This is a genomic window from Pseudomonas sp. FeS53a, from assembly GCF_000931385.1.
Taxonomy (GTDB): domain Bacteria; phylum Pseudomonadota; class Gammaproteobacteria; order Pseudomonadales; family Pseudomonadaceae; genus Metapseudomonas; species Metapseudomonas otitidis.
Map to the genome: position 1 here is coordinate 25,049 of NZ_JYFT01000061.1, position 22,358 is coordinate 47,406.

Sequence of the window (22,358 nt, forward strand, 5' to 3'; positions counted from 1 at the left end):
AGCACAACCACACCTGCCGCTCAGACCAACCAATCCAGCGTCAGCAGCAAGCGCGCCTCGCCCGGAAGAACGTCCGGCGACCTGTGGATAACCCCGCGCCCCTCGTTGCCCAGCCACTTCTCGCCCTTGAACAAGGCCACATGGCCGGCCGCCAAGGTCTGCCCGGCGGGTACGGCTGCGGGCTCGGCGGCGGGGTCGCCCAGGCGGCTGCGGGGCATCTGGCCTTCCTGCAGCCAGTGGCTGCCGGCACCGGCGTAGGTGGTGATCAGCCGCAGGGGCACGTGGTCGACGTGGTAGCGCGGGCACATGGCGCGGTCCAGGCGCCGCAGGCGCAGGCCGATGCGCCGGGCATCCAGCAGGCAGGCGAAGGCACGCACCAGCCAGGCCACGTCGGCGAGGAAGCCGGCATGGCCGTCGATGTCGGCGAAGCGCCGGGCCAGGTTGCTCAGGTCGAGGGGCGCCTCCGGGTCCGGCAGTTCCAGGGTCAGGGACTCGCTCAAGGGTTCCCCGAGCCCCAGCAGGCAGCGGGCGTAGTCGCTGATGTGCAGGGGCAGCTGGCGCTCCCAGACGGCGAGGTTGACCTCGTCCCGCAGGGCTTCGCCCAGCACCGCCGGGTTGTCGCCGATGGCCGCCCGGGGCGGCGGGCGCAGGGCCAGGGCTTCCATCAGGCCGCCTCCCCGACCAGGCCGCCGAAGGGATCGGGCAGGCGCGACCAGCCTTCGACGCCCTGGGCCATCTCGGCATCGTCCAGCAGGCAGTCGTCCAGCTCGGCATGCAGGCGCTCGAAGTCGATGCCCTGGCCGATGAACACCAACTCCTGCCGGCAGTCGCCCACCTGGGGGTCCCAGTGCTTGAAGATCGCTTCCAGGCCTTCTTCGTCCTGGGGCCACTGCTCGCGCGGGACGAAGCGCCACCAGCGCCCGGCATGGCCGTAGCGCATCAGGCCGCCGGCCTGGGACCAGCTGCCGGCCTCGCGCCAGGCGCTGGCCAGCCAGAAGAAGCCCTTGGAACGCAGCAGGCGGCCGTTACGCCATTCGCGGTTGAGGAAGGCATGGAAGCGCTCGGGGTGGAACGGCCGCCGCGCCCGGTAGGCGCTGGAGACGATGCCGTAGGCTTCGGTCTCCGGCTGATGCTCGCCGCGCAGTTCCTTGAGCCAGCCCGGCGCACGGGCGGCCCGCTCGAAGTCGAAGCGGCCGGTGTTGAGCACCTTGTCCAGCGGCACGCGGCCCATGCTCATGGGCAGGATCTCCGCCTCGGTATTGAGCCGCTGGAGGATGGCGGTCAGCTCCTCGCGCTCGGCCTGGCTAATGAGGTCGATCTTGCTGATGAGGATGACGTCGGCGAACTCCACCTGGTCGATCAGCAGGTCGGTGATGGAGCGCTCGTCGTCCTCACCCAGGGTTTCGCCACGGCTGGCCAGGCTCTCGGCCTGGTGGAAGTCGCGCAGGAAGTTCACCCCGTCCACCACGGTGACCAGGGTGTCGAGGCGGGCGACGTCGGACAGGCCGCGCCCGTCCTCGTCGAGGAAGGTGAAGGTCTCGGCCACGGGCAAGGGTTCGGAGATGCCGGTGGACTCGATCAGCAGGTAGTCGAAGCGGCCTTCGCGGGCCAGCCGGCCGACCTCTTCCAGCAGGTCCTCGCGCAGGGTGCAGCAGATGCAGCCGTTGCTCATCTCCACCAGGCGCTCTTCGCCCCGGTTGAGGCTGACGTCGCGCTGGACCTCGCTGCCGTCGATGTTGATCTCGCTCATGTCGTTGACGATCACGGCGACCCGCAGGTTCTCGCGGTTCTTCAGGATCTGGTTGAGCAGGGTGCTCTTGCCGGCTCCCAGGAAGCCGGACAGCACGGTGACGGGAAGACGCTCTTGCATGGCGGAATCCTCTTCAGGGCACGGTTATGAGTTCAGGCGTCGCGCAGGTGCCGTTCGCGACGCTCTTCGCGCTCCTTGGCCTCGATGCACAGCTCGGCGGTGGGCCGCAGCAGCAGGCGGCGCAGGCCGATCGGTTCGCCGGTCTCCCGGCACCAGCCGTACTCGCCACGGGCGAGGCGGTCCAGGGCGCTGTCGATCTTGTCCAGCAGCTTCTTTTCCCGTTCCAGGCGGCGCAGTTGCCATTGGCGCTGCTCTTCGCGGGCGGCCACGTCCACCTCGTCGCTGGCGGGCTCGATCTCCCGCAGCTCGTTCATCTCGTTGTCGATGCGCGTACGCAGGTCGTCCCGCTGGGCCTCCAGCAGGTGCTGGAAGAAGGCTTGCTGGGCGTTGTCCATGTACTGCTCGTCCGGTTGGCTGAGCAGGTCGTCTTCGCTGGTGATGAGGTGCATGGCTTCGGTAAGGGTGGCTTGATTTTCAAGTGTTATAACATAACATATCGAATTCCCCGCAAGCCGAGCCCGACGATGAACAACCTCTCCCTGCCCGACGTGGCCAGCCAGACCCAGGCCACCCTCGCCCCGCTGGACCGCGTCGGCATGGCCGGCATCCGCTTGCCGTTGCAGGTGGCCGGGCAAGCCGTGCAGGCGCGGGTGGAAGCCAGCGTCAGCCTCGACACCCCAGGCGTACGCGGCATCCACATGTCGCGGCTGTACCTGGCGCTGGAGGCCCTGGCCGGCGAGGAGCTGACCCTCACCGCCCTGCAGGCGCTGCTGCAGCACTTCCTCGACAGCCACCAGGGCCTGTCCCTCTCGGCACACCTGCGGGTGGCCGGTGAGCTGCTGCTCAAGCGTCCGGCGCTGGTCAGCCCGCTGTCGGGGCACAAGGCCTACCCCTTCGAAATCGCGCTGAGCCTGGATCCACGGGGGTTTCACGTGGAACTCATGCTGGAACTGGGCTACTCCTCCACCTGCCCGTGCTCGGCGGCGCTGTCACGGCAGATGACCCAGCGTGCCTTCAGCGAACGCTTCGCCGGGCAGGCACCCACCTGGGAAGCCCTGCATGAATGGCTGGGCAGCGAAGCGGCCATGCCCGCCACGCCCCACAGCCAGCGCAGCAAGGCGCGGCTGTGGCTGCGCCCGGCGGACCCGCTGCAGGCACCGGACTGGATCGAGCTGGTGGACCGTTGCGAAGCCGCCCTGGGCACAGCGCTGCAGACCGCCGTGAAGCGCGCCGACGAGCAGGCTTTTGCGCTGGCCAATGGCCACAACCTGATGTTCTGCGAAGACGCCGCGCGGCGCCTGGCCGAGCCCCTGCGGGCGCTGCCGGACCTGGCTGCATTCAAGGTGCGTGTGGAGCACGAGGAAAGCCTGCACGCCCACGACGCCGTGGCGGAAATCCACTGGCTCTGGACCTSAGCCCCTTTCCCCGCCCGGCCCCTGGCCTGGCGGCACCCTCCAACTGCCCTTCCCGCTCCCAGGCCGTGGCATTGCGCCCGGCCTGAGGCCCCCGGCTGCCCCTGTCCCCCTGGCGGGCGGATTACGGAATTGTAATCAGCGCCTCATCTCCGGGTTATCCGGCGCTTGCCACGATAGCCCCGCCGCGCGCCGCCCGCGTGAGCGTCGGCGTGTTCGATAACAACAACGACATGGCCTCCACGACCTGCCATACACGAACAGGAGCATCCGATGATCCAATCCGCACGGGCCCCCCTGGCCCTCTTCGTCGCCCTCGCCGCCAGCACACCCCTGCAGGCCGCCGAGCAGAAGCCCGAAGGCTTCATCGAAGGCAGCAGCCTCACCGTCCTCAACCGCAACTTCTACATGAACCGGGACTTCCGCCACGGCCAGTCCAGCCCCACCGACAACGGCTACACCGAAGCCTGGGCCCATGGCGTGATCGCCACCTTCCAGTCCGGCTTCACCGAAGGCACGGTGGGGGTCGGCATCGACGCCTTCGCCATGCTCGGCCTGAAGCTGGACACCGGCGACGGCCGCTACGGCCCGGGCGGCAGCGTCAACCTGCTGCCGGTGAACAGCCGCGGCGAGGCCGAGGACAGCTACTCCAAGACCGGCGGCGCCCTGAAGGTGCGGGCCTTCGACACCGTGCTCAAGGCCGGCGACGTGTTCCCCACCACCCCGGTGGTGCATTACGGCGACGCCCGCCTGCTGCCGGAGAGCTTCCGTGGCGTGACCCTGGAAAACACCAGCCTGGAGGGCCTGAAGGTCCAGGCCGGGCGCCTGCACGCCATGAGCCAGCCCCAGGAAAGCGGCATGCGCGGCAACTTCGCCACCTTCTATGCCGGCCGCGTGGACGCCCCCTGGGTGGCCTACCTGGGCGGTGACTACCAGGTGAACGAGTACCTGGGCCTGAGCCTCTACAGCAGCCGCCTCAAGGACGCCTGGAACCAGCACTACGCCGGCCTCCAGCTGGAGTACCCGCTGGGCGAGGACCTGGCCCTGATCGGCGGCCTCAACCTGTACAAGGCCACCGACGAGGGGCGCCGCCTGTTGGGCACGTTCGACAACACCATCTACAGCGGCAAGGTCGGCGTGCGCTACGGCGCCCACACCCTGGCGCTGTCGCACCAGCGCAACACCGGTGACGACGACTTCGACTACCTGCGCCAGTCCGACTCGATCTTCCTCGACAACTCCATCCAGTACAGCGACTTCAACTCGCCGAAGGAGCGCTCCTGGATGCTCCGCTACGACCTGGACATGGCCGCCTACGGCGTGCCGGGCCTGAGCTTCATGACCCGCTACGCCCGCGGCACCGACGCGGACTACTCCCACGCCAACAGCACCTACATGCGCCGCGACGGCAACGGCGACCCGCTGGTGGACCAGAAGCGCTGGGAGCGCGACATCGAGGCCCGCTACGTGGTGCAGAGCGGCTCGCTGAAGGACCTGTCCCTGCGCCTGCGCCAGGCCACCACCCGCGCCACCGACTTCGAGTCGGACCTGGACGAGGTGCGCCTGATCGTCGAGTACCCGCTGAACGTGCTCTGACGGGGCGTCCGGGCCGCCCCACGGGGGTCGGCCCGGATATCAAAGATGTAATCCGCGCCTCACCGTCCTGTTAGCTTCCGCTCCTTAGCATGGGCCTCGTGGTTCGACGCCAATCCCGAAAGATGAACGAGGTTACCCCCATGAAAGCCAGTCTTCTCCTGATCGCCCTGCTTGGCCTGAACGCCACCGCCGCCCTCGCCGAAGACGGCTCGGAACGCGCCCAGCAGATGGTCCAGGCCGCCCGCGATGCCCAGCTCGCCCGCCCGGCCGACGACAGCCAGACACTCACCGCCCAGCGCGACGCCGACAAGGCCGAGGCCAGGGGCGCCGAACGCGCCAACAACTGATTTCCCCAGGCAATACGTCCACCTCCCGCTTCCGCTCCTTTGGATGGGGTGGACCCTGAGGCGCCCCGGACGGGCGCCTTTTTTTGTGGCCGTCCGGTCGCAAATCCTCTCCCCCTCTCTCCAGCGACCGATTGCCGCGCCACGGCCCGCCGTGCGCCAGGTCCGCTTCTTGCCCCGGCAAACCCGCTACAGTCTCGCCACCCCAACAGGGAGGGAGACTGATGACCGAGAACTGGGATTTCTATTTCGCCCGGGTGGATGACCGCCCGGCATCGCTGTTTGTCGACCTGGGTGCCGTGGAAGAGGCGCCGATTGAGCGCCTGCCGGCCATGGCCTACGTGCGCGTGGAGATGAACACGCCACGGGGCGACGGCCTGTCGAGCAACGAGGAGTACGACGCGCTGATCGCGCTGGAGGACGCCGTGCTGCCGAAGCTGGAAGGTGCCGACCACGCCTACGTCGGGCGCTGCACCACCAACGGCTGCCGCGATTTCTTCTTCTACACCGCCCATCCGCAAGGCTGGGAAGCCCGCGTGGCCGAGGCGTTCCGGGGCTTCCCGGACTACCGCTTCGAGGCCGGCAGCAACCCCGACCCGGGCTGGTCGACCTACCTGGAGTACCTGTACCCCAGCGCCATCGACCACCAGTGCATCCAGAACCGCCGGGTCTGCCAGACCCTGGAACAGAACGGCGACCGCCTCGACACCCCGCGTGACATCGACCACTGGGCCGAATTCGCCGAGGCCGGCGACGCCCAGGCCTTCGCCAACCGCGCCCAGGCCCTGGGCTTCTCGCTGCGGGTGCCGATCGCGGCCAACGAAGACGGGCAGTACAGCGTGCACCTGTGGCGCAAGGACCTGCCCTCCTTCGCCGAGATCGACAGCGTCACCCTGCCACTGTTCCACCTGGCCGAGGACCACGGCGGCCGCTACGACGGCTGGGAAACCCAGCTGGTCAGCGCCGACTGACGCCACCGGCGCCACCCGCGAACACGGGTGGCGCCGCCCGGGTCAGCCGCGCTCGTCGGCTTCGTCCTCTTCCTCGTCGCGCTGGTGCGCACGCAGGTAGAGCGCCGGCAGCACCAGCAGCGTCAGCGCCGTGGACGAAAGGATGCCGCCGATCACCACGGTGGCCAGCGGCCGCTGCACCTCCGCCCCGGTGCCGGTGGCCAGCGCCATGGGCACGAAACCGAGGGAGGCCACCAGGGCCGTCATCAGCACCGGCCGCAGCCGGGTCAGCGCCCCTTCGTTCACCGCATCCACCAGCGAACGCCCCTCCTCCCGCAGGTTGCGGATGAACGCCAGCATCACCAGGCCATTGAGCACCGCCACCCCGGACAGGGCGATGAAGCCGACCCCAGCGGAGATCGACAGGGGGATGTCCCGCAGCCACAGCGCCAGCACCCCGCCGGTGAGGGCGAAGGGGATGCCGGTGAACACCAGCAGGCCGTCCTTGACGTTGTTGAACATCATGAACAGCAGGGTGAAGACCAGCAGCAGTGCCACCGGCACCACCACCTGCAGGCGCCGCGCGGCCGATTGCAGCTGCTCGAACTGGCCGCCCCAGGTGGTCCAGTAGCCGGCCGGCACCTGCACTTCGGCCTGGATGCGCGCCTCGGCCTCGGCCACGAAGGAGCCGATGTCGCGGCCGCGCACGTTGGCGCTCACCACCACCAGGCGCTTGCCGTTCTCGCGGCTGACCTGGTTCGGCCCCAGCTCCAGGTCGAGGGTGGCCACGTCCCCCAGGGGGATGAAGGCGATGCCGTCCGCCGCGCCGCCGGGCAGCGGCAGCAGCAGGCGCGACAGGCCCTGCGGGTCGGTGCGCAGCCCCTCGTCGAGGCGCACCACCAGGTCGAAGCGACGGTCACCCTCGAACAGGGTGCCGGCCTGGCGCCCACCGACGGCCATGGCCAGGGTGTCCTGCACGTCGCCGACGTTGAGGCCGTAGCGCGCCGCCTTGTCGCGGTCGATGTTGACGGTGAGCACCGGCAGCCCGGAGGTCTGCTCCACCTTCACCTCGGAGGCGCCGGGCACCTGCTGCAGGGTCGTGGCGATGCGCTGGGCGGTGCTACCGAGCACGTCCATGTCGTCCCCGAAGACCTTCACCGCCACGTCGCTGCGCACCCCGGAGATCAGCTCGTTGAAGCGCAGCTGGATCGGTTGCGACAACTCGTAGTTGCTCCCCGGCACGCCGGCCGCCACCTGCTGGATCTCGGCCACCAGCGCCTCGCGGCTCTTGCCCGGGTCCGGCCATTGCTCGCGCGGGCGCAGCATCACGTAGGCGTCGGAGATGTTCGGCGGCATCGGGTCGGAGGCGATCTCGGCGGTGCCGGTGCGGGCGAACACCCGCAGCACCTCCGGCACCTGCGCCACCAGGGCGCGTTCCAGGCGCTGCTGCATGTCCAGCGACTGGCCGAGGCCGGTGCCGGGCACGCGCAGGGCCTGCAGGGCGAAATCACCCTCGCTGAGGCTGGGGACGAACTCGCTGCCCATGCGGCTGGCCAGCACGCCGGCACCGAGCACGCTGGCGGCCGCCAGGGCGAAGGCCAGGTTGCGCCGGCGCATCACCCAGGCCAGCACCGGGGCGTAGCCACGCCGGGCGGCACGCATCACGGCGTTCTCTTCCTCACGCACGCGGCCGGTGATGAACAGGGCGATGGCCGCCGGGACGAAGGTGACCGAGAGGATCATCGCGCCGAACAGGGCGATCACCACGGTGAAGGCCATGGGGTGGAACATTTTCCCCTCGACCCCGGTGAGGGCGAAGATCGGCAGGTACACCACCATGATGATCAGCTGGCCGAACACCAGGGCCCGGCGCGCCTCGCGGGAGGCGGCGAACACCTCGTGCAGGCGCTCGCTGCGGGTCAGCAGGCGGCCGTGGCGCTGCTGGGCGTGGGCCAGGCGGCGGATGGCGTTCTCCACGATCACCACCGCGCCGTCGACGATGATGCCGAAGTCCAGCGCGCCCAGGCTCATCAGGTTGGCGCTGACCTTGTTGGCGAACATGCCGGTGAAGGTGAAGAGCATCGACAGCGGGATCACCAGGGCGGTGATCAGCGCCGCACGGATGTTGCCGAGGAACAGGAAGAGCACGGCCACCACCAGGATGGCGCCCTCGATCAGGTTCTTCTTCACCGTGGCGATGGCCTTGTCCACCAGGTGGGTGCGGTCGTACACCGGCACCGCCACCACGCCGGCGGGCAGGCTGCGGTTGATGCTCTCCAGGCGCTCGGCCACCGCCTGGGAGACGCTGCGGCTGTTCTCGCCGATGAGCATGAACACGGTGCCCAGCACCACCTCGCGGCCGTTCTCGGTGGCGGCGCCGCTGCGCAGCTCCTCGCCGATGGCCACCCGCGCCACGTCGCGCACGCGGATGGGCGTGCCCTCGCGCTGGGTGACGACGATGGCGGCGATGTCCTCGATGCCCTCCAGCTGGCCGGGGGCACGGATGGTCAGCTGTTCGCCGTTGCGCTCGATGAAGCCGGCACCGACGTTGGCGTTGTTGCGTTCCAGGGCGGTGACCAGGTCCGCCAGGGTGATGCGGTAGGCGGCCAGGCGCGCCGGGTCGGGGGCGACCTGGAACAGCTTGGCGTGGCCGCCGATGGTGTTGATCTCGGCGACGCCGGGCACGGTGCGCAGCTGCGGCTTGATGATCCAGTCCTGGATCACCCGCAGGTCGGTGGCGGTGTAGGGCGTGCCGTCGGCCTTGAGGGCGCCCTCCTCGGCTTCCACCGTCCACAGGAAGATCTCGCCGAGGCCGGTGGAGATCGGCCCCATGACCGCCTCGGCGCCTTCGGGCAATTGCTCGCGGGCCGTCTGCAGGCGCTCGTTGACCAGTTGCCGGGCGAAGTACAGGTCGGTGCCGTCTTCGAAGGTGACGGTGACCTGGGACAGCCCGGAGCGGGACAGCGAGCGGGTCTGCTTCAGGTGCGGCAGGCCGGCCATGGCGGTCTCGATGGGGAAGGTGATGCGCTGCTCGGTCTCCAGGGGCGAAGAGCCGGGCGCGGCGGTGTTGATCTGCACCTGGACGTTGGTGATGTCGGGGACGGCGTCGATGGGCAGCTTCTGGTAGCTGGCGATGCCCAGGCCGGCCATCGCCAGCACGGCGAGCATCACCAGCAGGCGCTGCTCGATGGCGAAGCGGAGAATGCGTTCGAACATGGTGGCTACTCGTCAGTGGGCGTGGTCGGCGCTGGCCTTGCCCAGCTCGGACTTGAGGGTGAAGCTGCCAGCGGCGGCCAGCTCGACCCCCGCCTCCAGCCCGTCGCTCACCTCCACGAAGCCCTGGTCGCGGGCCCCCAGGGTCACCGGGCGGGTGGCGAAGCCGGTGTCGGTGCGGACGAACACCACGCTGCGGTCCTCCACCGTCTGCACGGCGGACTCGGGCACGGCGACGGGCACTTCGCGGGTGTCGGTGGCCAGCTGCACGCTGACGAACAGCCCCGGGCGCCAGGCCAGTTCCGGGTTCTCCAGGGTGGCGCGGGCGGTGGCGGTGCGGCTCTGCTCACCCAGCAGGCTGCCGACGTAGGCCACCGAGCCGGCCACTTCGGCCCCCAGGTCGCGGGCGCTGACGGTGACCGGGCGGCCCACGCGGACCCGCGCCAGGTCACGGGGCGAGACGCTGAAGGTGGCCCAGACGCGGGACAGGTCGGAGAGGGTGAAGGCGGCGCTGCTCTCGTTCACCACCTCGCCGGGCACCAGGTGCTTCTCCACCACCATGCCGGCGAAGGGCGCGCGCAGCTCGTAGCGGTTGCCGCCGCCCTGGGCGAGGCTGCCACTGAGGGCACTGACCTTCTGCCGGGCGTTGCCCAGGGCGATCTCGGCCTCGTCCAGGGCCTGGCGCGCCAGCAGGTAGTCCTGCTCGGCGGAGATGCCTTCCTGCCACAGCTGGCGCTCGCGCTCGAAGGTGGTGCGGGCCAGGCGCACGCGGCGTTCGGCGGCGGCCAGTTCGCTGCGCTGCTCGGACACCTGGGGGCTGGCGATCACCGCCAGCAGGTCGCCCTTCTGCACCGCCTGGCCGAGGCCGACGCTGACCTGCTCGACCACGCCGGCGGCACGGGGGAACAGGTGGGCGGTACGGTCCTCGTCCAGGCGGATCTCGCCGGGCAGGGCCAGGCGCTGGCTGAGGGCGCGGGGAGCGGCCTTCACCAGCTTGATGCCGGCGGCCTGGATCTGCGCGGGGCTGAGGGCGATGGCGCCCTCCTCCTCGTCGTGGTCGCCGCCCTCCTCGTCGGCATGGGCGGAGGGTGGCGGGTCGTCGGTGGCCTGGGGCGACGGGCTGCCGATGGCCGGCATCAGGGTGGCGCCCGCGCCCAGACCGAGGGCGAGCAGCAGGCCGAGGGCGAGGCCTCGTTTCATGTCCATGGGGTGTCCTCTCGAAGGGAAACGATGATGTGCAAGGCGCGGTAGAGGTCGTGACGGCACCAATGGCCGTCGGGCTCGCTGGGCACGCCGGGGGCGTAGCCGCAGCCCGCCACCAGCACCAGCAGGCCGAGCCAGGGGTGGCGACGGGGCATGCTTCAGGCCGGGCCGTCGAGGCCCGACAGGTCGCCGTAGAGGCGCTCCAGGCTGGCCCAGGCCTCGGTGGCCTCGGCCATGGCCTGCAGGTAGCGGTTGCGCGCGTCGATCAGGGTGCGCTGGGCGTCGAGCACGTCGAGGAAGGCCAGCTTGCCCATGCGGAAGCCACGGGTGGCGCTGTCCACCGCCTGCTGGGCAGCCGGCAGGATGCTGCGGTCATGGGCGTCGATGGCGGCCTGGGCACGGCGCCATTGCTCCAGGGCCATGGCCACGTCGCCGCGCAGGCGCAGCTCGGTGGCGTTGCGCAGGTCGCGGGCCTGGTCGGCGCGGCGGCTGGCGGAGAGCACGTTGCCCTGGTTGCGGTCGAACAGCGGCAGCGGCAGCGACACCCCCACCAGGTTCACGCGCTGGCGGTCCTCGGCGCTGTACTGGCTGCCGATGCTGACGGTGACGTCGGGGTAGCGCCGGGCCTTCTCCAGGTCCAGGCCGGCCTCTTCCCGCGCCACGTCGGCCAGTGCCAGGCGCAGGTCGGCGGTATCCCCCAGGCGGGACAGCAGACGAGCCTCGGCCGGGGGGGACGGCAATGGGCCGAGGCGCCCGGCAACCCGTTCGAAGCCGGGCCGGGGCTCGCCCATGAGCGTGGCGAGGCGCTGGTAGGCCTGGCGCTGCTCGGTGCGGGCACGGTCGCGCTCCAGGGTCAGCTCGTCCTGCTGGACCTGGGCCCGCAGTGCTTCCATGGGGGCGGCCTTACCGGCGCGGATGCGCGCCTGGGCCACTGTCAGGCCGCGTTCGGCCAGGGCCAGGGAGGCGTCGGCCAGCTCGTTGCGCGCCTGGGCACGCAGGGCCGCCTGGAAGGCCAGCAAGGTGTCGGCGCGCAAGGCGTTGCGGCGCTGCTCCAGGGTCAGCTCGGCCAGGGCCTGGCCGCGCTCGGCGTAGGTGACACGGGCACCGCGCTTGCCGCCCAGTTCGAGGGGCTGGGCCAGGCTGACGCTGGTGGTGCGGGTGGCGCTGCGGGTGTCCTCCATCTCCCAGGAGAGTTCCGGGTTGGGCAGCAGCGCGGCCTGGCGGCGTTCGCCGGCGGCGATGCCCGGTCCCTGGCTGGCGGCCGCCAGTTCGGGATTGCCCTGGTAGGCGGTGGCGAGGGCGGTGGCGAAGTCCAGCTCGGCGGCCGTGGCGAAGGGCGGCAACGCCAGGCACAAGGCCAGGACGGCCAGGCTCGGGCGCAGGCGCTTGGGGGGCTTGGGTCGGTACACGGTGGAAGTCCTCTGCGTCTCGGAAGCGATCAACGCCTGGCAACTTCCAGGGGTTGATCCGATAACGCCGGGGACTCTAGGGCGGGGCACTTATCCCCAGGGTGACGCACGGATTACAAATATGTAATGCCCGTTCCGGGGGCACTTATCTGGTTTAGCATCGCGCCGCGCCGAACAACTTCCGGACAACTTCCGTAGCAACTTGAAACAACTACCGGTGTTATCCACAGGCCTTACGCCGCGCTGAAAGCCTCGTGGCAGGCGGCGCTGGCGGGTCTGATCGCTTGACCTTGAAGTGACTACAGGGTTTAGCCTGCGCAACTTTCCGGTCGTTTTTCTTAATTGACTTATTTATCGCTGCCCTCTTGTTCGAACAATGAGCCGGGCACTTTTCCTTCTATATGCAGGATGAATTCCCATGCGGATCCTTATTGTCGAGGATGAGCCCAAGACAGCCGATTACCTCTACCAGGGCCTGAGCGAAAGCGGTTATGTGGTGGACGCCGCCCATACCGGCGTCGACGGCCTGCACCTGGCCCGCCAGCACCAGTACGACCTGGTCATCCTCGATGTGAACCTGCCGCAGATCGACGGCTTCGGCGTGCTCGGCCAGTTGCGCCAGGACACCGCCACGCGGGTGCTGATGCTCTCGGCCCGGGGCCGCCTGGCGGACAAGGTGAAAGGCCTGGACCTGGGTGCCGACGACTACCTGGTGAAGCCCTTCGAGTTTCCCGAGCTGCTGGCACGGGTGCGCAGCCTGCTGCGGCGCGCCGAGCAGATCGCCGTGCCGGAGGTGCTGCGGGTGGCCGACCTGGAGCTGGACCCGGGGCGCCACCGGGCCTTCCGTGGCAGCCAGCGCATCGACCTGACCACCAAGGAATTCGCCCTGCTGCACCTGCTGATGCGCCGCGCCGGCGAGGTGCTGTCGCGCACCCAGATCATCTCGCTGGTGTGGGACATGAACTTCGACTGCGACACCAACGTGGTGGAGGTCTCCATCCGCCGCTTGCGGGCGAAGATCGACGACCCGTTCGAGAACAAACTTATCCACACCCTGCGCGGCGTCGGCTACGTGCTGGAAGACCGCGGATGAAGCCGGCCAGCCTGTCCGTCCGCTTGGGGCTGGCGGTCGGCGCGATGGGCGCCGTGCTGGTGGTGGTGCTGGCCCTGCTGGCCGCCTATGGGCTGGACGGGGCGCTGGATGCCCGCGCCCGCGAGGCCCTGGAGAGCAAGCTGAAACAGATCGAGCACAGCCTGGCGCTGGACCTGGGCAACAGCCTGCGGCCCCACGTGGTGGGCGACCAGATCAAGGGCCACGACGACCTCAGCCTGGCGCTGTTCGATGCCCGCACCGGCGGGCCGGTGCGCCTGGAGCTGGGGCGCCTGCCGCTGTCGGAACGCCTGCGGGACCTGCCGGCGGGCCCGGAGGTGCGCTACCGCACCCTGTACCTGGAGGACGGCAGCGAGGTGCTGGCGGCCTACCGCGAGCTGGTGCTGCCCGACGGCCAGGCGGTGCGCCTGTTCCTCAACCTGGACCGGCGCAGCGACCGCGCCCTGCTGGCGGCCTACCTGCGCTCGGCGCTGGCGACGCTGCCGCTGGTGCTGTTGCTGATCGGCTGCGGCGCCTGGCTGGTGGTGCAGCGCGGCCTGGCGCCGCTGGCACGCTTCCGCCGGGTGGCGGCGAAGGTCTCCACCGAAGACCTCTCCCACCGCTTGCCCGTGGCGTCGCTGCCCCGGGAGCTGGGGGAGCTGGCGCAATCCATCAACCTGATGCTGCACCGCCTGGACGGCGGCGTGCAGCAGCTGGCGCAGTTCTCCGACGACCTGGCCCACGAGCTGCGTTCGCCCATCAGCAACCTGATGGGCCAGGCCCAGGTGACCCTCTCCCGCGAGCGCCCGCCGGAGGTCTACAAGGCGGTGCTGGAGTGCTGCACCGAGGAGCTGGAGCGCCTGGCGCGGATCGTCACCGACATGCTCTTCCTGGCCCAGGTCAGCCACCCGGCGGCGCTGGTGCCCATGACCCCGCTGGATCTCGGCGCCGACGCGCGCCGGGTGGCCGACCTGTTCACCCTGCCCGCCGACGACAAGCAGCAGGTGCTGGTGGTGGAGGGCGAAGGCCAGGTGCTGGGGGACCGGCTGATGGTGCAGCGGGCGCTGTCCAACCTGCTGTCCAACGCCATCCGCCACAGCCCGCCGCGCAGCTGCATCCACCTGGAGGCCCGCCGGGAGGGTGACAGCTTGGTGATGGCGGTGCGCAACCCGGGCCCGGGCATTCCCGCGCAGCACCTGCCCCACCTGTTCGAGCGCTTCTACCGGGTCGACCCCGGCCGCGCCCGGGCGGACGGCGGCACCGGCCTGGGCCTGGCCATCGTGCGCTCGATCATGAGCCTGCACCGGGGCTCGGTGGAGGTGAGCAGCGAACCGGCCGGCCCGACGGAGTTCCGCCTGCGCTTCCAGGCGGCTGGCGGCTGAGCCGCAGAGGAAACACCCGCAAGCAGTCAGGCAATATCCGCCTACAGAGCGAACTTTAGGTCTCGTTTGTACCAGTCAGAACCCTATGGCGTGTTAAGCTTGAGTAGGGCAGCGGCACTAATCGATACTCCGTAACTTTCCTCAAGGAAAAACTGGAGAAGCCGTTCCTAATCAGATGAGATCCCAACAGTTTAACGCCAAAAGAACTATGAGGTCGTGCTAGGAAATTTGAAAATTACATCAGATTAATTTTAAATGCAATATACTTCCATAACAATCTTTCCCCCAGAAGAGCTTTTAATGAATCAATAACTAGCTCAACAAGATGCCTGACCACTAAATACACAATACACCCCCTATGTATAGATAGACCAGGACTCATAGCGAGCATGCTGAAGAAAACCCTATATGAAATACTGAAGTGGCGAGACTTAGTATTTAACCTTGTGGCCAAAGAAATCAAGATTCGTTATATGGGAGCAGCTTTAGGATTTGCTTGGTCGCTTGGCAATCCACTAGTAGTAACCCTGACCTATTATGTAGTATTTACATATATATTACCCAGCAATCAAGATAGATTTGCCCTGCATCTCGTCACAGGAGTAATTCACTGGATGCTCTTCAGTCAGATTATACTGCAGAGTAGCGACTGGCTTATCGGCAATAGTGGCCTGATTCGAAAGCTTAAATTTCCAAGAATTCTGCTCCCCCTGTCAGGCTCCATAACCGTAAGCTTGTTTTGGCTAGTAGCGATGATGGTTTATTGTATTCTTTACCCTATTCTGGGAGGTAGATTAAGCGTAGCTCTATTTTGGTATCCAGCCATCATAATTCCATACGCAGGCGCTATACTTGGCTTAAGCTTCACCATAAGCGTGCTCCAAATAACTCATCGCGACATTAAGCATATGACAGAAGTCTTTATCCCCTTACTGTTTTGGGTAACCCCAATAGTCTGGATGACTTCTAATCTGCCGCACAGCATTGCCGAAGTTGCATCACTCAACCCCTTAGCACCTTTTTTTAACAGCTTCTCCGCGATTTTACACACAGGAACGCCACCCTCTGCTTTTAATATTTTGCTCTGCTGGATGATAGGGCTCTCGTCATTAGCTATTGGCATAATTACATTTAAACGGGTTGATAGAGTAGTCGAACTACTATGAGTAGCATTGTTTTGAAAGCTGAAAATCTCAGTAAAGAATTTACCATTAGACACAATAGAGGAGGCATGAAGCATAAAATTGCTGGAATATTCAACTCTCGCTTCAAGGAACGCGTAGAAAAATTTAGAGCCGTAAACAATGTCTCATTCACTCTTAGCAAGGGAGAGTCACTTTCGCTGATAGGCCATAACGGCTCTGGCAAAAGTACTCTTCTACAACTGGTTAGCGGCATACTGATTCCAACATACGGATCGGTTTTTTCTAATGGCCGTATAGCACCGCTCATTGAACTTGGAGTCGGCTTCCATCCAGAGCTAACTGGCGAAGAAAATATCTACCTCAACGCCAGCCTATATGGACTAAGCAACAAGGAGACACGGGCTAGATTCAATAGAATCGTTGATTTTTCCGGACTAGGGAGCTTCATCGACATCCCCGTTAAAAATTACTCTTCCGGGATGTATATGAGGTTAGGCTTTTCAGTCGCTGTGAATGTTGAACCTAAAATTTTGCTTGCCGACGAGGTTTTAGCTGTTGGCGATGAAGATTTTCAGAGCAAGTGCTACCAGCAAATCCGTGATATGCAAGATGACGGTATGGCGCTGATTCTCGTAACCCACTCAAAGGAACAGGGTAGGCTCTTCTGTCAAAGATACATCCATCTTGAAAAAGGAAGCGTAATAGATGAAGGTGAATTCTAGAGACTAGTTATATTTTTGTTGCTTACGACACGAGTACTTTAGTAAAACAAAGGATTCTATATGCTTCAGATCATTATTCCCATGGCTGGTGCTGGCAGCCGATTTGCGGTAGCTGGCTACAATGACCCCAAACCGCTCATCCAAGTGCACGGCGTACCAATGATTAAGGTAGTGATAGAAAATCTTACGCCAGTTAGAGACCACAAATTCATCTTCATCTGCCAAGCCGACCATGTCTCTAAGTATGGGCTACATGAAAAGCTTAACTCATGGGCGCCAGGTTGTGAAATCGTTGAACTGGACGGGCTAACGGAAGGAGCTGCGTGCACCGTTCATGCAGCTAAACACCTCATAAATAACAACAATCCAGTTATGATTGCGAATAGTGATCAATACGTAGACATAGATATTAATGGCTACTTAGAGACCATGGATGTCGCTGATGCCGATGGTTTAATCATGACGATGAAAGCAGATGACCCCAAGTGGTCGTTTGTTGGTTTTAATAAAGAGGGAAAGATAAACCGCGTAGTCGAAAAGGAGGTTATCTCTGACGAAGCAACAGTCGGAATATATAATTTTCGTAGTGGGCGACAACTAATAAAGGCAATTGAGACCATGTTTGAAAAAGACCTACGAGTTAATGGAGAGTTCTATGTGGCACCTGCCTATAATGAGATAATCAAGGAAGGTGCTCTTATACTCAACTACTCTGTCGGCTCAGAAGGTAAAGGCATGTATGGTCTTGGTATCCCATCAGACTTAGAGCTATTTCTCAGCTTACCTGTTAGCAAGAAGGCGGTATCTGGGGAGGCTTCCTGAGTGGAGATTATAAGTCATAGGGGGTATTGGCTTGAAGCAAATCAACGAAATCAACCAATTGCATTCCAGCGCTCCTTCGATTTGGGTTACGGCACAGAGACAGATGTTCGCGACTGCGGCGGCCGCCTAGTCATTTCGCATGATATGCCAACAGGCAGTGAAATGACGCTAGACAGCTTGCTCGATATTATGGGTGACCGGAACCTTCCTTTAGCTATCAATATAAAAGCTGACGGCTTGGCGCAAGCTTTGGCGGACAAATTTAAGGAAAGAGGGCATACGAACTGGTTTGTTTTTGATATGGCAGTACCAGACATGCGTAGCTATTTTAGCAAAGAGGTATGTACTTATACGCGCCTTAGCGATGTCGAACCCGTACCTGCTTGGCTTGAGTATTCCGCAGGAATATGGTTGGACCATTTTTCTACGGGCCACTTTTCCAACGAAATTATTTTGTCCTATTTAGAGCAGGGAAAGAAAATCTGCATAGTTTCGCCTGAATTACACGGCAGAGACTATATTTCGGCTTGGACGTCCTTACTGCCTCTGAAAGACAAGGCTGGGCTAATGATTTGTACAGACAAGCCTGAACAAGCCCATGCCTTTTTTAGAGAAACGTAGCATAATCTTTGGAGCTATAGACATGATATTAGGTGTAATTTTCGATATGGATGGAGTCCTTATCGAAGCAAAAGACTGGCATTATGACGCTTTGAATAAAGCACTAAATTTATTTGGTTACAACATTAGTCGGCACGAACACCTTACAAGCTATGATGGGCTACCCACAGCGCATAAGCTGAACATGCTTACTGCCGAGCGTGGATTACCACAAGCGCTACATCCTTTCATTAATGAAATGAAGCAAGCGTATACAATGGAAATCGTATATGCAAAGTGTAAGCCGACTTTTTTACATCAATATGCCCTGTCTTCACTTAAAAAGCTAGGCTATAAGCTGGCTGTCGCCTCAAACTCAGTTCGCAACTCTGTAGAAGTAATGATGGAGAAGTCTTGCTTAGACCAATATCTGGATATAAAACTATCCAATCAAGATGTAGTTAAGGGTAAACCAGCACCGGATATTTACATAAAAGCTATTGCTGAGCTTGGTCTAAGACCCGAGCAATGCTTAATAGTTGAAGATAACGAGAATGGCATACGTGCTGCTCGCGCTTCAGGCGCTCATGTCCTAGAAGTTTCTGAAACATCTGACGTAAACTTAGAGAATATTTTGGGAAAAATCAGAGAAATAGATTCTCTAGAGGGCACATCCAAATGAGCAACACGCCAAACATCATCATTCTTGCAGGCACTAGACCGGACGATATCGACTTCGAGGGAAACTTCCCTTACTACCTTAGTGAGGCTGATCGCGTCCCTCTTATTCAGTCTCTAATTGAAAAATGCTCGCCCTTAAATCCTAATAAAATCATATGTATGCTGCCAGAAGAGGAAGTTAATAAATTCCATCTCCGCAATATGATTTCGCAGATGCATCAGACTGCAATAGCTTTCCCTATATACAAGCCCACCATGGGCGCTGCTTGCACCGCTCTCCTAGCAAGCGAAAACATTGATAATGATTCAGAATTAGTAATAATAAGCGCTAACGAAATTCTTGAAGAATCTTTCAGTGAAATTGTAACAAAATTCCGAAATGATAATAACGACGCAGGCGTCGTAATATTTAAGTCACTGCATCCTAGATACGCTTTTGTTCGCCTTAACGAGACAGGAAAGGTAGTTGAGGCTGCAGAAAAAAACCCTATTAGTGCCAATGCTGTTGGCGGGATGTACTGGTTTAAAAATGGCTCAATATTTGTAGATGCAGTTAAGAGCATGATCCGAAAAGATGCGAAAGTCAATGGTTATTTCTATGTGGCTCCGGCACTGAACGAATTAATTCTTATGAACAGAAAAGTTGGTGTATACCGTGTTGACCCAAGTAAATACCGACCTCTTAAAAACGCAGCACAGATAAATGCTTATGAATCCCAAGGGGGTCGCGCATGAATTCGGCGAAATTAAGTGACATGGTCAAAGGATGGTTTGTGGGGGGATTTAAACCCACAGCATTTAATACACAAGCGTGCGAGGTAGCTGTTAAACATTATAAGGCTGGAGATAGCGAAGCAGCGCACTATCACAAAATCGCAACCGAGATAACTCTTGTTTTATCTGGAAAAGTTTCGATGAGAGGAGAAATTTGGCAAGAAGGAGATATAGTTGTTCTTGAACCAGGTGACGTGACTGCCTTTGAAGCACTCACTGACTCAACGACGGTTGTTGTTAAAACCCCCGGGGCTCTTAATGACAAATACCTTATCGAAAATCAACCTGCATTTTGATAATTATTTGCTAGCCAGCACATTCAGTATAAATAAATGAATAGCAAAACCATAAAAATTCACTCCAGCGAGATCAGTGTAGTAATACAGGGCCCTCTTAATAAGAGTTTAGCCCCCACAAGAGGGGTACATGCTTGTATTAAATCTATACGCTCTCACCTACCTATGGCTGAAATTATTGTCTCAACCTGGGACACGGAAGATACATCGAATATTGAGGCTGATGTTATTATAACTTCACCCGACCCGGGTGCCCTGCTAGACTTTAATGGTAATAAGCACAATATAAATAGGCAGCTAGTTTCCACACTGAAAGGTATTCAGTCTTCCTCTAGAGACTATATTCTTAAACTGAGATCCGACATAATTCTCAACAACTCCGAGATCGCTAAACTGGATTTCTACGAAGATCAAGTAGAGATGGCAGACCGGCTTTTCAAAAATCCTATCACAGTAACGACTCTATTTATTCGAAACGCCGCCAAGGTACCATTTTTATTCCATATATCTGACTTAGTGCAGTTCGGGACACGCGAAGACATTCATGATTTTTGGTCTCAGAGCCTTCTCCGGCAAGAAGAAGTTTTTCTCGAAAAGCCATACAAAAATCCTGTTGGAAATTTTATTGGCTACAGTGCTATGCGAATGGTTCCGGAGCAGTGCCTGATGCTTGGTTTTATGAGGAAGAAAGGCTATACCATCAATCTAAAAAACCCAGGGCATATAGACGCTCGCTTGGTGCATTTGTCGGAAAAACTGATATCAGAGAATTTCACCATTCTTGATTGGAACCTTAGTGGTCTGAATTTTCCAGAGCGATTCCTCGTAGTAGGCTACTCATTAAAGACAGTATACAAATCTAGCGAACTAAAAAAAATAAGAACCCAAAGACAAATAGATATTCGAATTCGCTACCTACGTGTATGGCTAAACAAGTATCTATTTAACTGCACTCGCCTAGCTTGGTGGGTTTCTTTAGCTTCAATTGCGCTAACAGTGATATCACCCCGGCTCGCAATCTTTGTTAGAGGTTATTTTCGCAGGCTCCGAGGAGTTGAACACCCAAGTAGAGATAGAGTTTAGACTCAGTAGATTACAGACTATATAAACACAATATACATTAAGTAGCGCATTGTGTTTTAAAAGCTTGATATTTTATGCAGATGCTGAGCTCTGCACGAAAAGTCGAAACAGGTGGGTCCGTCGCCATTATTGATCAGAGGCCACACATGGCAAGGCGCTACGACCTTCCCGATGTAGGCTGGGAGTTGATCAAATATCTGGTTTCCCCCGGAACAAAAGATGAGCCGGCCGCGGAATGATAATCGCTGGAGTTCAATGACATTTTGCCTTGGAGCAGCTTGCCGTGACCTGCCGGAGCAGGCTGACGGTTTATCAGCGATTCCGTAATTGGCGAGACGACCACACGTTTGACCGAGTCCTTGAATAATTGTAAGTCCGACCGGAATCAGGAAAGTCTGATTGATTTGGATACGTGAATGGTCGACCCCGCTGCAGTTTGTGCAAGCAGAGCTTCTTTTAGCGGCGTGAAAAGGGGAGCCAAAAGAGCCGATAGGCCGCGCGCTGGAGCATAGTCGGGTGGCCTGAGCACCAAAATTCACCTGATCTGTGATGCCACCGGGACCTCTCCGCTTCCTGCTTTCACTGGGTCAAGCCAGCGACATTACCCATGCAAAGCGCTGCCGCTGGTTATACGCAGACAACCACCCGTTGCGACAAGCTCGCCAGAGTTTCACGACATGGATTTAGAGAATAGAACTGTCGCACTACCCCGCATGATTCGGGGCTCCAGAGCGAACGAAGAAGATCGCAAAACTGTCGCAACCCTGGCCAGGTGAACCCGACGGGCAAGCGTCAGCAAATAAAACTGTCGCAGCCCGCCCTGCCTGCTTGCTAGGGCTTCTTAGGCTTTGGTAGCGGGGTCACCACCAAGTCCTCAAGAAAAGCTCTCTCTAGATTGTCCATCGAGGGCTCAGGTAAGGGTAGTTTACGGGGGACTTTGGGTCGGGAAGCTTTCGTAACTGCCGGGTGAGCCTCCTCCATGACCTCTCGCTCACCCACCGTGAGGGATGACTCGAAAGCCTTGTTAATAATCCTAGTATCACGATCATTCCGCACAAAGGCCACAACGTTTGACCTCAAGGAAGCAGGGAGCTCAAACGGACATCGCAAATCCAGCCGGCGGCGTGAGGTACGGGACACCCATGTCGTTCCTTTACGCCCGAATTCAAACGAGAGGCCGCTGGTCTGGTGCTCGATCAGGGCTACAGCCATATCGAAGCAGCTCGCTCGCTGGGGCTGGTTGAATCAGCGCTTCGTCGCTGGGTGAAACAGCTCCAAGAGGAGCGCCAGGGCGTTACCCCGAAGAGCAAAGCATTGACTCCCGAACAACAGAAAATCCAGGAGCTGGAAGCCAGGATCGACCGACTGGAACGGGAGAAAGCGATCCTAAAAAAGGCTACCGCTCTCTTGATGTCGGACGAGTTCAATCGTACGCGCTGATAGACCAGTTGAGTGAGCGGGAGTCGGTGGAAGTGGTCTGTTCAGCCTTCGACGTGGTGCGGTCTTGCTACTACGCCCATCGTCTACGGCGCTGCCGTGTTGATGCACGCTGGGTTGCCTTGCGCAGTCAGGTCAACCATCTGTTCAACCAGAGTCGAGGCTCGGCTGGCAGCCGAAGCATTCTGGGCATGCTGCGTGAGGATGGCGTAAGCATTGGCCGCTTTCGGGGGCGCCGGTTGATGCGTGAGCTAGGTCTGGTCAGCAAGCAACCAGGCTCGCACGCTTACAAGCAGGCTACAGAAGAAAAACTTAACCCACTGTCCGGG

21 protein-coding genes and 2 pseudogenes are annotated in these 22,358 nt (G+C 61.2%); 16 read left to right on the forward strand and 7 right to left on the reverse strand.

Annotated elements, in window-relative coordinates; all coding sequences use genetic code 11:
* Window positions 1-20: 20 nt before the first annotated feature.
* Genes SZ55_RS19060 through dksA form a run of 3 tightly spaced genes read right to left on the reverse strand, consistent with a single transcriptional unit; the run spans window position 21 to window position 2,319 of the window.
* Window positions 21-665: a DUF1826 domain-containing protein gene (locus SZ55_RS19060; RefSeq protein ID WP_044409937.1), complete on the reverse strand. Its 645-nt coding sequence runs from the start codon at window positions 663-665 to the stop codon at window positions 21-23.
* A complete protein-coding gene (zigA, locus tag SZ55_RS19065; RefSeq protein ID WP_044409939.1) occupies window positions 665-1,870 on the reverse strand; it encodes a zinc metallochaperone GTPase ZigA in 1,206 nt (401 codons plus the stop codon). The genes SZ55_RS19060 and zigA overlap by 1 nt, the downstream gene beginning before the upstream one ends.
* Window positions 1,871-1,902: 32 nt before the next feature.
* On the reverse strand, window positions 1,903-2,319 hold the full coding sequence (gene dksA / locus SZ55_RS19070; RefSeq protein ID WP_044409940.1) for an RNA polymerase-binding protein DksA: 417 nt from the start codon (window positions 2,317-2,319) through the stop codon (window positions 1,903-1,905).
* Between the two features lie 75 nt (window positions 2,320-2,394).
* Here dksA and folE2 point away from each other — a divergent pair, with 75 nt between their 5' ends.
* The 4 genes from folE2 to SZ55_RS19090 all read left to right on the forward strand — a co-directional run bounded on the left by folE2 (window position 2,395) and on the right by SZ55_RS19090 (window position 6,193).
* Complete coding sequence (folE2, locus tag SZ55_RS19075; RefSeq protein WP_082078287.1) at window positions 2,395-3,420, forward strand: GTP cyclohydrolase FolE2; 1,026 nt, start codon at window positions 2,395-2,397, stop codon at window positions 3,418-3,420.
* Between the two features lie 135 nt (window positions 3,421-3,555).
* Entirely contained in the window at window positions 3,556-4,878 is a 1,323-nt protein-coding gene (locus SZ55_RS19080; RefSeq protein ID WP_044409942.1) for an OprD family porin, read from the forward strand.
* A 140-nt stretch (window positions 4,879-5,018) separates the two neighbouring features.
* Window positions 5,019-5,225 (forward strand): hypothetical protein, encoded by a 207-nt coding sequence (locus SZ55_RS19085; protein WP_044409945.1) that lies wholly within the window; start codon window positions 5,019-5,021, stop codon window positions 5,223-5,225.
* A 221-nt stretch (window positions 5,226-5,446) separates the two neighbouring features.
* Entirely contained in the window at window positions 5,447-6,193 is a 747-nt protein-coding gene (locus SZ55_RS19090; RefSeq protein WP_044409948.1) for a DUF695 domain-containing protein, read from the forward strand.
* Window positions 6,194-6,235: 42 nt separating this feature from the next.
* Here the strand turns inward: SZ55_RS19090 and SZ55_RS19095 are convergent, their stop codons facing one another.
* Genes SZ55_RS19095 through SZ55_RS19105 form a run of 4 tightly spaced genes read right to left on the reverse strand, consistent with a single transcriptional unit; the run spans window position 6,236 to window position 11,997 of the window.
* A complete protein-coding gene (locus tag SZ55_RS19095) occupies window positions 6,236-9,388 on the reverse strand; it encodes an efflux RND transporter permease subunit (protein WP_044409951.1) in 3,153 nt (1,050 codons plus the stop codon).
* A gap of 12 nt (window positions 9,389-9,400) precedes the next feature.
* Entirely contained in the window at window positions 9,401-10,591 is a 1,191-nt protein-coding gene (locus SZ55_RS19100; protein WP_044409954.1) for an efflux RND transporter periplasmic adaptor subunit, read from the reverse strand.
* Window positions 10,582-10,743, reverse strand: coding sequence for a hypothetical protein (locus tag SZ55_RS28345; RefSeq protein WP_160158615.1), 162 nt, complete (start codon window positions 10,741-10,743; stop codon window positions 10,582-10,584). Before SZ55_RS28345 ends, SZ55_RS19100 begins: the two co-directional genes overlap by 10 nt.
* A 3-nt stretch (window positions 10,744-10,746) precedes the next feature.
* Window positions 10,747-11,997: a TolC family protein gene (locus tag SZ55_RS19105; protein WP_044409957.1), complete on the reverse strand. Its 1,251-nt coding sequence runs from the start codon at window positions 11,995-11,997 to the stop codon at window positions 10,747-10,749.
* 418 nt (window positions 11,998-12,415) lie between these two features.
* Here SZ55_RS19105 and SZ55_RS19110 point away from each other — a divergent pair, with 418 nt between their 5' ends.
* The 12 genes and pseudogenes from SZ55_RS19110 to SZ55_RS28135 form a co-directional block, all read left to right on the forward strand.
* Window positions 12,416-13,090, forward strand: coding sequence for a heavy metal response regulator transcription factor (locus tag SZ55_RS19110; protein ID WP_044409960.1), 675 nt, complete (start codon window positions 12,416-12,418; stop codon window positions 13,088-13,090).
* Complete coding sequence (locus SZ55_RS19115) at window positions 13,087-14,469, forward strand: heavy metal sensor histidine kinase (protein WP_044409963.1); 1,383 nt, start codon at window positions 13,087-13,089, stop codon at window positions 14,467-14,469. The genes SZ55_RS19110 and SZ55_RS19115 overlap by 4 nt, the downstream gene beginning before the upstream one ends.
* 389 nt (window positions 14,470-14,858) lie before the next feature.
* Window positions 14,859-15,635 carry an ABC transporter permease gene (locus SZ55_RS19120; protein ID WP_044409966.1) on the forward strand — a complete coding sequence of 259 codons (777 nt, stop codon included), beginning with the start codon at window positions 14,859-14,861 and terminating at the stop codon, window positions 15,633-15,635.
* Window positions 15,632-16,336, forward strand: a complete 705-nt coding sequence (locus SZ55_RS19125) for an ABC transporter ATP-binding protein (protein WP_044409969.1) — start codon at window positions 15,632-15,634, stop codon at window positions 16,334-16,336. Before SZ55_RS19120 ends, SZ55_RS19125 begins: the two co-directional genes overlap by 4 nt.
* 60 nt (window positions 16,337-16,396) lie before the next feature.
* Window positions 16,397-17,158 (forward strand): glycosyltransferase family 2 protein, encoded by a 762-nt coding sequence (locus SZ55_RS19130; protein ID WP_044409971.1) that lies wholly within the window; start codon window positions 16,397-16,399, stop codon window positions 17,156-17,158.
* Window positions 17,159-17,779 (forward strand): phosphodiesterase, encoded by a 621-nt coding sequence (locus SZ55_RS19135; RefSeq protein WP_044409974.1) that lies wholly within the window; start codon window positions 17,159-17,161, stop codon window positions 17,777-17,779.
* 22 nt (window positions 17,780-17,801) lie between these two features.
* On the forward strand, window positions 17,802-18,440 hold the full coding sequence (locus SZ55_RS19140) for an HAD family hydrolase (RefSeq protein WP_044409977.1): 639 nt from the start codon (window positions 17,802-17,804) through the stop codon (window positions 18,438-18,440).
* Window positions 18,437-19,174 (forward strand): glycosyltransferase family 2 protein, encoded by a 738-nt coding sequence (locus SZ55_RS19145; RefSeq protein WP_044409980.1) that lies wholly within the window; start codon window positions 18,437-18,439, stop codon window positions 19,172-19,174. The genes SZ55_RS19140 and SZ55_RS19145 overlap by 4 nt, the downstream gene beginning before the upstream one ends.
* Complete coding sequence (locus SZ55_RS19150) at window positions 19,171-19,509, forward strand: cupin domain-containing protein (RefSeq protein WP_044409983.1); 339 nt, start codon at window positions 19,171-19,173, stop codon at window positions 19,507-19,509. The genes SZ55_RS19145 and SZ55_RS19150 overlap by 4 nt, the downstream gene beginning before the upstream one ends.
* 36 nt (window positions 19,510-19,545) lie before the next feature.
* Window positions 19,546-20,592 carry a WavE lipopolysaccharide synthesis family protein gene (locus SZ55_RS27590; RefSeq protein ID WP_044409986.1) on the forward strand — a complete coding sequence of 349 codons (1,047 nt, stop codon included), beginning with the start codon at window positions 19,546-19,548 and terminating at the stop codon, window positions 20,590-20,592.
* A 146-nt stretch (window positions 20,593-20,738) separates the two neighbouring features.
* Window positions 20,739-21,231: pseudogene (locus SZ55_RS28715) on the forward strand (IS5/IS1182 family transposase); the annotation flags it as partial.
* A gap of 546 nt (window positions 21,232-21,777) precedes the next feature.
* A pseudogene (locus SZ55_RS28135) lies at window positions 21,778-22,340 on the forward strand (transposase); the annotation flags it as partial.
* Window positions 22,341-22,358: the final 18 nt, after the last annotated feature.

Coding starts and splice junctions, on each gene's coding strand:
- SZ55_RS19130 (WP_044409971.1), top strand. CDS start 16,397: ATGCTTCAGATCATTATTCCCATGGCTGGTGCTGGCAGCCGATTTGCG.
- zigA (WP_044409939.1), bottom strand. CDS start 1,870: ATGCAAGAGCGTCTTCCCGTCACCGTGCTGTCCGGCTTCCTGGGAGCC.
- SZ55_RS19110 (WP_044409960.1), top strand. CDS start 12,416: ATGCGGATCCTTATTGTCGAGGATGAGCCCAAGACAGCCGATTACCTC.
- SZ55_RS19095 (WP_044409951.1), bottom strand. CDS start 9,388: ATGTTCGAACGCATTCTCCGCTTCGCCATCGAGCAGCGCCTGCTGGTG.
- SZ55_RS19145 (WP_044409980.1), top strand. CDS start 18,437: ATGAGCAACACGCCAAACATCATCATTCTTGCAGGCACTAGACCGGAC.
- SZ55_RS19080 (WP_044409942.1), top strand. CDS start 3,556: ATGATCCAATCCGCACGGGCCCCCCTGGCCCTCTTCGTCGCCCTCGCC.
- SZ55_RS19140 (WP_044409977.1), top strand. CDS start 17,802: ATGATATTAGGTGTAATTTTCGATATGGATGGAGTCCTTATCGAAGCA.
- SZ55_RS19090 (WP_044409948.1), top strand. CDS start 5,447: ATGACCGAGAACTGGGATTTCTATTTCGCCCGGGTGGATGACCGCCCG.
- SZ55_RS19100 (WP_044409954.1), bottom strand. CDS start 10,591: ATGGACATGAAACGAGGCCTCGCCCTCGGCCTGCTGCTCGCCCTCGGT.
- SZ55_RS19120 (WP_044409966.1), top strand. CDS start 14,859: ATGCTGAAGAAAACCCTATATGAAATACTGAAGTGGCGAGACTTAGTA.
- SZ55_RS19115 (WP_044409963.1), top strand. CDS start 13,087: ATGAAGCCGGCCAGCCTGTCCGTCCGCTTGGGGCTGGCGGTCGGCGCG.
- SZ55_RS28345 (WP_160158615.1), bottom strand. CDS start 10,743: ATGCCCCGTCGCCACCCCTGGCTCGGCCTGCTGGTGCTGGTGGCGGGC.
- SZ55_RS27590 (WP_044409986.1), top strand. CDS start 19,546: ATGAATAGCAAAACCATAAAAATTCACTCCAGCGAGATCAGTGTAGTA.
- dksA (WP_044409940.1), bottom strand. CDS start 2,319: ATGCACCTCATCACCAGCGAAGACGACCTGCTCAGCCAACCGGACGAG.
- SZ55_RS19060 (WP_044409937.1), bottom strand. CDS start 665: ATGGAAGCCCTGGCCCTGCGCCCGCCGCCCCGGGCGGCCATCGGCGAC.
- SZ55_RS19085 (WP_044409945.1), top strand. CDS start 5,019: ATGAAAGCCAGTCTTCTCCTGATCGCCCTGCTTGGCCTGAACGCCACC.
- SZ55_RS19125 (WP_044409969.1), top strand. CDS start 15,632: ATGAGTAGCATTGTTTTGAAAGCTGAAAATCTCAGTAAAGAATTTACC.
- SZ55_RS19150 (WP_044409983.1), top strand. CDS start 19,171: ATGAATTCGGCGAAATTAAGTGACATGGTCAAAGGATGGTTTGTGGGG.